This window comes from Rubrivirga sp. (assembly GCF_049648075.1).
In the GTDB taxonomy this organism is placed as follows: domain Bacteria; phylum Bacteroidota; class Rhodothermia; order Rhodothermales; family Rubricoccaceae; genus Rubrivirga.
The window spans coordinates 1-6,921 of the sequence record NZ_JBARYR010000174.1 but is presented as its reverse complement, the minus strand read 5'-3'; the positions used below and the strand labels follow the sequence as shown (position 1 = coordinate 6,921).

Below are 6,921 nucleotides of genomic sequence, written 5' to 3'. Positions count from 1 at the left end.
ATCCCGAGCCCGGACCCGAGCGTGTGGAGCCGGATCGTGGGCGTCGACCCGGACGCCCTCGATGACGTCGCGAGCGTCGTCGCGTCGGCGCCGCCCGTCCTCGAGGACGGCGACCTCGAGAGCCGTGAGGCCGGCGCAGCCAACGAGTACTCCGACCACACCGTCCGCGAGCTGCGCACGATGGCGCGCGACCGCGACGACGACGACTTTAGCGGCCGGACCATCTCGAAGGCCACGAAGGACGAACTGATCGCCTTCCTGCGTCGGGACGACCGCCGGTCGTGACGAATCCCGCTCCGTCTCGTTGGGAGCGCTTGGGCGTGCGCGACCGGATCCGCGCGATGCTCCCGTCGCAGGACGTGCCCGAGGACGGTCTGGAAGAGCCGCCGTCGCAGCGAGGGCTCGCGATGGTGCTGTCGCTCGTCGTGGCGTCGGTGATGTGGTTCAGCTTTAGCATGCGCGAGACGTACCCGGTCACGCTGCGCGTGCCGATCGAGATCGTCCAGACGCCTCCCGGGACGGCCCTGCGCGAGTCGCCGCCCGAGGACGTGACCGTGACCCTGGCCGGGGACGGCTGGACGCTGCTGACGTTCACCCGCAACCCGCCCACGATCCGCGTCGAGGCCGAGCGGTCGACCGTCGACCTGGCGGCCTCGCTCCGAGAGGCGGGGTTGCCGGCCGGGGTCCAGGTCCAGTCCGTCCAGCCGGCGATCATCGAGCTCGCCCTCGACACGCGGACGCGCCGTCGCCTGCCGATCCGGCTGCGCCAGAACATCCAGACGCAGACCTCGCACGACCTGATCGGCCCGCCGACGTTGTCCCCGGACACCGTCGAAGTGACGGGCGCCCAGTCGCTGCTCGCCGTCCTCGATGACTGGCCCACGGACGTCCTCGACCTCGAGGACCTGGACCAGAGCACGACCCAGATCGTGGCGCTCGCCGACACGTTCGGCGGCCTGCTGAGGCCCGCCGTCGACGGCACGCGCGTCCGCGTCGATGTGGGCGAGTTCACCGAGGGGCGTCGCCGCCTCGACATCCGGGTCGAGAACTTGCCGCCCGGCGTCGCCGGCGTCCGGTTCGAGCCGGACGAGGTGCTGGCCGTCTACCGAACGCCGCTCGAGGGCGCCGTCTACGACCTGGCGCTCACGACACCGGGGTTCTACGCCGTCGTGGACTTTTTCGACATCGAGCGAGACACGACCGACGGCCAGGTCCCGGTCTCCGCGAAGTGGCCCGCCGGCTTGGACGTGCGCGATGTGACGCTGCAGCCGTCTCGGGTCGGCTACTTCATCCAGCGCCCGGCGTCCGTCGCGCCCGACGTAGACGACCGCTAGGTGGCGTTATAAACGGGCCGCAGACGCACGAGAATCCGTCGAACCCTCGAGGCCCGTCCTCGAGGCCGGCCCTAGCCTGGGTCTTGGTTCTCCGACCTCGAGGTTGATTCTTCGCCCATGCTCTTTCTCGCCCTCGCCGTCGCGTGCAGCCTCGCGATCGCCGTCGTGTTCAAGGTGGCCGAGCTCCGTGACCTGGACCGGACGGCGCTCCTGACGGTCAACTACCTCGCGGCGGCCCTCTTAGCGGTCGTGTTGCAGGGCGTCGAGCCGGCCGGTCCGCTCACGAGTGGACTGGTGGCCCTGGGTGTGGGGCAGGGCGTCCTGTTCATCGCGGGATTCTGGCTCTTCTCGCTCGCGATCCGCGAAGCCGGGATCGGACTGGCGGCGGGTGTGATGCGGCTGTCCGTCGTGGTCCCGTTTCTCGCGTCGTGGGCGATCTGGAGCGAGGCGCCGACGCTGTGGCAAGTCGTCGGGCTCGTGATCGCGGGCGTCGCGTTCTTCCTGGTCGCCCAGCCCTCTGCCGAGCCGCCCGGCAAACTCGGCCCGCCCGACCCTGGATCGAGTCCGGGGCAGGCTCTCAAGGACGAGAACACCGGACCTGCCGGCCGTCCGCGACGGATCGTCGGTCTGCTCGCGCTCCTGTTCCTGACCGGCGGCGCGGTCGACATCAACATGAAGGTGTTTCAGGAGGAGTTCGCCGGCAGCGGCGTCCCCATCTCGACGTTCCTCCTCTTCGTGTTCGGCGTCGCGTTCCTCGTCGGCGCGATCGCCGTCGGGGTGACGGGCCTTCGGACGGGCCGATGGCCGAGCGCCCAGGCGTGGGTGTGGGGGATCGGGCTGGGGCTGGTCAACTACGGATCGGCCGAGTTCCTGCTCCGCGCCCTCGAGGAGATCGAGGGCACGGTCGCGTTCCCGGCCAACAGCGTCGCGATCGTGCTGGGCGCGGCGCTGCTCGGTCGCGTGGTGTGGAAGGAGCCCTTGTCGAGGGCCAACCTGGCCGGGCTCGGCCTGGCCGCCGCGGCGCTGGTGCTGCTCGCGGGGTAGCGTCCTCGAGGACGAAGAGACACCCCCGGTCCTCCTCACGCGACAAGGGGGACGTCGCGAGCGACCTCGAGGTCGAGTCGTGCCGGTCTCGAATCTCCACGCCCTCGAGGTCGTACCCGGGACATGTCTGACACTCCTCGCTCCGGTCGCTGGCGTCTTGCGGCCCTCGTGGGTGCCGTCTTGGGCGGGCTCGCGGTGGTCGGCGTCGGCATGCTGACCTCGGCGGGAGCGCTCAGCGAGGACGAGGTCCGGTCTCTGGTGGCGACCCAGATCGAGTCCGAGGCCGCGGAGGGGTTCGTCGTGACCGGGCGGCTAAGCTCGACGCTGTCGGGTTCGACGGCGCGGCGCTGGCGGATCCGCCTGTTGGACATCGAGACGGGCCGGTCCCAAGTGTCGCTGCGCGTGCCGGCCTCGATGACGTACGGCTTCTCCCTCGACGACTTCGACGCCGACGCGATCCGGTTCCAGGAGGACGGCCTCGTCGAGGTCGTGCTGCCGCCGCTGTCCGTGTTCTCGGTCGAGCCCGAGCTGGAGCAGGCCGAGGTCGACATCGACCTGTCGGGGCAGGCGCGCCTGACGCCGAGCCAGACCGAGCGGACCGTTCAGCAGACGCTGCGCCGCGTCCGCCCGGCCCTCCGTGAGCAGGCCGAAGAGCACCTCGCAACGTCGGATCAGCCCCGCATCAACTCCGCTCGCGCGCTGCGTCGCGTCCTGTCCGCGCCCCTCGAGGCCGCCGGCGTCGACCTCGAGGCCGTCCGCTTCCGGTTCGTCGTCGCGCCCGGCGACACGCTCGACCTCGGGTCCGAGGGCCAGCGCCGCACCGTCCCCGCCGAGATCCCATGACCTGGCCCTGGTCGCGTCCCAAGAGCGACGCCCCGTTCTACGTCGACACGCCCGCCGGCATCCTGGCCGCCGACGGGACGCACTACCACACGACGGAGCCGCTGTTGGTGGAGTACGCCGGTCCCGTCCTCGAGGTCGCAGGCTTGGGCGACGTGCTGCGCCGGGCGGGCGCGTGGCGTCGTGCGCCCCAGACGGCAGCCGTTCTCGCGCTGCCGTTTCTGTTGCTCGTGATGCCGTGGTGGGGCGCCTTGGGCGTGTCCGTCCTGCTGTTCGCGCTGTGGGCCGCGGCGGCGCCGGGGATCGCGACGCCGCGCGTGGCGAAGCTGCTGTATGTCCTGGAGAACCCGGCGTTCCAAGGGCTGCTCTACATCGGCATGCTGAGCGCGTTCGCGTCGTCCGGCCAGATGGCCCAGGTGTGGGCTGGGCTGGGCGGCTTCGTCGCGTTCCGCTTGGGCGCAGTAGCCGTCGTGTCTAAGCCCGTCCTCGAGGCTATCTGGTCGACGCTGTACCCGCTTCCGGTCGCGGACCAGACGCTCCGGTCGATCCTGGTGCGGGAGGCGCTGCGGCGTGGGATCGCGCTGCCGGGGATGGCCGAGATCGAGGCGCGCGTCCGCTCGTTCTGGCGCAAGGAGAAGTAGCGCCCTCGAGGGCGGCCGTCACTCCGTCTTTCACCGGACAGCTTCCCGCTTTGCGGGTCCGACCCTGAGGCCGCTACCTCCGCCCTCGAGGGCGGCTCCGTAGGACCGGAGATCGTCGACTGCAACACTTGTCGGTTCCACGACGCTACAGGAGGCGACGTCACCCCCTGCGGTGCGGAGGTCGGGCGTTGTAGACTGATTCCACTGCATTTCCACCGTCCGACATGCTGACTGCGCAGCCCTCTTGGTTCCGTCCCGCGGCGCTCGCTGTGTTCTCCGTGGTCGCCATCGGGGCCACCTTCGCCGTTCAACTGGGCGATACACCGGTCCTGCCCGCGACGCCCTACGACTACGACGGCATCGCACTTCCGGGCCACCTTCAGCACAGCTCCGTTCTGCGCTGGGACAACACGCCCGACGACAACCCGATCACCGACGCGGGCGCGACGCTGGGGCGCGTCCTGTTCTACGACGTCCGGCTGTCCCGGAACGCGACCGTGTCGTGCGCTTCGTGCCACCGACAGGAGCACGGCTTCTCCGATCCCCGGCCTCTCAGCGTCGGGTTCGAAGGCGAGCACACCGACCGCAACTCGATGGCGCTGGCCTTCGCTCGCTACGACCGGACCCGCCGGTTCTTCTGGGACCGCCGCGCCCCCACGCTCGAGGCCCTGACGTTGGAGCCGATCCAGGACCCGATCGAGATGGGGATGACCCTCGACGACCTCACGGCCCGGCTCGAGGCCACGACATTCTATCCCGCCTTGTTCGCCGACGCCTTCGGCACGCCGGACGTCACCAGCGACCGAGTCGCACGCGCTCTGTCCCAGTTCGTCCGCTCCATCGTGGCGTCCAACTCCCGATATGACGCCGCGCGTGAGGCACAAGAGGAGTTGTTCGGCCGGCCGCTGGCCGGGTTGACGGACCAAGAGAACCGCGGGCTCGAGCTGTTCTTCGGGCCGGGACGTTGCGAGCAGTGCCACTCCGGCGACATGTTTACAGGGCGGGCGGGCACCAACAACGGCCTCGATTCGACGTTCGCAGATCCTGGGACGAGCCGTCGGGTCCCGGGCATCTTCAAGACCGTATCGCTCCGCAACATCGAGCTCACGGCGCCCTACATGCACGACGGCCGGTTCGAGACCTTGGAGGAGGTGGTCGATCACTACAGCACGGGCGTCCAGATCAGCCCCAGCCTGGCCTCTCGCCTGCGCCGAGGCGGGGTTCCGATCCGTCCGTCGTTCAGCGACGACGAACGGGCCGACCTCGTGGCGTTCTTGCGAACGTTAACCGACACCACGATCACGACGGACCCGAAGTGGTCCGACCCGTTCCCGCCTCAGTGACGGCGAGGCATGATCGGGCTCGCTGGTGCGACCCTCGTGCTGTAGCCGAGCGCGGAACGAGGAAACCCGGCTCGTCCTCGAGGCCGTCAGCCGCCGCGCAGCTTGGCGAGCATCTCGGGCGAGAGGAGATCGGCCAGGGACTCCGACGACGCGGCCGGCGCTTTCCCGCGTCCGCCGTCGTCTCGGCCACTTCGGTTGTCCCGCGTGCCGCCTCGATGACGGCCGTCGTTCCGCTTGCCGCCCGAGCGGTTGCCGCCACCTCGATTGTCCGTCCTCGAGGAGTGCGCCCTCGAGGACGGCTCCGGCGCAGCGGGCTCCGTCGGTTCGGCCCGCTTGGTGGACAGGTCGAGCGTTTCCCGCACGACCACGCCGCCGCCGCCCAGCATCTCCTTGGTCGGCTTCGGCGCCCGGCGTGCCGGCTTGCCCGTCGACAGGTTGAGCGTCTTGCCGGCCTTGACGTCGGGGTCCGGCGTGACCGGAGCGCGCGGCGTGGGGGCGGGCGGCGGAGGCGCGGGACCAGTCGAGAGGTCGAGGAGGCCGCCGGCCTTCGGCTTTTTGGAGTCGGACATGGAGGAACCTACTGCGGGGCGGGCTCGCTCTGACCCCCGGTGACGGTGAAGCCGGCGTCCTCGACGGCCGCGACCAGGAGCTCGCGCGTGGCCTCCGGTCCGGCATCGACGGTCGCTCGGCCGATCTCGACCGTTTGAACGGCCGCGCCGGACACGCCCTCGAGGGCGGACTGGACCGCCGAAACGCAGTGGTCGCACGACATGCCCTCGATCTCAAGGGTCTCAGCGTGGCGGTCGGGCATCAAGTTGAACATCGGTCTGGGGTCGGTTTCGACTACGAACGCGTGTCCTCGAGGACGGCTCCCATCGAGCCCAAGAGCAGGTACACCCCGACCACGACGTCGAAGGTGGAGCACAGGAGGACGTACTCGGTCGGTGCGTAGGCGAAGCCGCCAGGGTGGTGCAGACCGATGTCCCACACCGGGTGGAGGAGCCACGCCGCCCCGATCCAGCGTACGTCGCCGCGCAGCCCGTTCGCCGCGATCGCGCCGTAGAGAAACACGCCCCCGGCCTCGAAGGCGATCGCCATCGGAGGCGCTGATCTCGCGACGGCGAACCCGACGTAGACGAGCGCCGCGACGATCAGGCCGAGCATCCACCACCGGGTGCCGCCGTCCCCGAGGCGGCGGCCGGCTAGGATGTACGGGATGGCCAAGACCACGCCTAGACCGAGCCACAGGACCGCGGGTCCGGGCTCAACGGTCACAGCGAGACGAGGGACGCCCGGACGCCCTCGTCGGCGTCGGTCCAGGCGACGAGGGCTTGGTCGCCGGCCGCGACGATCTGGGGGATGCCGCTCGACCGGCCCGCGTCGACGGTCGCGACGGAGGTGTGGTACTTCGGCACGTCCTCGATGCGGCGCACCATCACGTCGGCCTGGTCGGGGCCTGCGCCCTCGAGCCAGACGACGGCGACGCCTCCATCTTCGAGGACGGCCACATCGACGCGACCGATGGGCTCGCCGAGGTCCACGCGGACGGGATCGGACCACGATGCGCCGCCGTCCGTCGAGGTCGAGAGCTGGACGCGGGCGTCGCCGTCGGCCTCGGTGTACCACGCGAGTGCGACCGTGTCGCCGCGGGCGTCGAGGGCGGGGCCGTTGACCGCGCAGCCCTGGATGCGCCAGCCGTCGGCGTGCGGGATCGAGGGC

Annotated in this window: 9 protein-coding genes and 1 pseudogene; 6 read left to right on the top strand and 4 right to left on the bottom strand. The window is 70.5% G+C overall.

Going from position 1 to position 6,921, the window contains the following annotated elements:
• The 6 genes from WBA11_RS04995 to WBA11_RS04970 all read left to right on the top strand — a co-directional run.
• A partial coding sequence (locus WBA11_RS04995; protein WP_424519619.1) for a hypothetical protein occupies nucleotides 1-285 on the top strand: 285 nt, incomplete at its 5' end.
• Nucleotides 282-1,334 (top strand): CdaR family protein, encoded by a 1,053-nt coding sequence (locus WBA11_RS04990; RefSeq protein WP_424519618.1) that lies wholly within the window; start codon nucleotides 282-284, stop codon nucleotides 1,332-1,334. The genes WBA11_RS04995 and WBA11_RS04990, both read left to right, overlap by 4 nt.
• A 117-nt stretch (nucleotides 1,335-1,451) precedes the next feature.
• The gene (locus tag WBA11_RS04985) at nucleotides 1,452-2,378 is read left to right on the top strand and encodes an EamA family transporter (protein WP_424519617.1); all 927 of its coding nucleotides are present in this window, start codon (nucleotides 1,452-1,454) and stop codon (nucleotides 2,376-2,378) included.
• Nucleotides 2,379-2,501: 123 nt separating this feature from the next.
• Nucleotides 2,502-3,221: a DUF4230 domain-containing protein gene (locus WBA11_RS04980; RefSeq protein WP_424519616.1), complete on the top strand. Its 720-nt coding sequence runs from the start codon at nucleotides 2,502-2,504 to the stop codon at nucleotides 3,219-3,221.
• A complete protein-coding gene (locus WBA11_RS04975; protein WP_424519615.1) occupies nucleotides 3,218-3,859 on the top strand; it encodes a hypothetical protein in 642 nt (213 codons plus the stop codon). Before WBA11_RS04980 ends, WBA11_RS04975 begins: the two co-directional genes overlap by 4 nt.
• Before the next feature lie 224 nt (nucleotides 3,860-4,083).
• Nucleotides 4,084-5,202, top strand: a complete 1,119-nt coding sequence (locus WBA11_RS04970; RefSeq protein ID WP_424519614.1) for a cytochrome-c peroxidase — start codon at nucleotides 4,084-4,086, stop codon at nucleotides 5,200-5,202.
• An 86-nt stretch (nucleotides 5,203-5,288) separates the two neighbouring features.
• Here WBA11_RS04970 and WBA11_RS04965 read toward each other — a convergent pair whose 3' ends face one another.
• The 4 genes and pseudogenes from WBA11_RS04965 to WBA11_RS04950 form a co-directional block, all read right to left on the bottom strand.
• Nucleotides 5,289-5,771, bottom strand: a complete 483-nt coding sequence (locus WBA11_RS04965; protein WP_424519613.1) for a hypothetical protein — start codon at nucleotides 5,769-5,771, stop codon at nucleotides 5,289-5,291.
• Nucleotides 5,772-5,779: 8 nt separating this feature from the next.
• A complete protein-coding gene (locus WBA11_RS04960; RefSeq protein WP_424519612.1) occupies nucleotides 5,780-6,013 on the bottom strand; it encodes a heavy-metal-associated domain-containing protein in 234 nt (77 codons plus the stop codon).
• Between the two features lie 32 nt (nucleotides 6,014-6,045).
• A complete protein-coding gene (locus tag WBA11_RS04955) occupies nucleotides 6,046-6,477 on the bottom strand; it encodes a DUF6010 family protein (RefSeq protein ID WP_424519611.1) in 432 nt (143 codons plus the stop codon).
• Nucleotides 6,474-6,921, bottom strand: a pseudogene (locus tag WBA11_RS04950) (hypothetical protein); the annotation flags it as partial. The pseudogene WBA11_RS04950 and the gene WBA11_RS04955, both read right to left, overlap by 4 nt.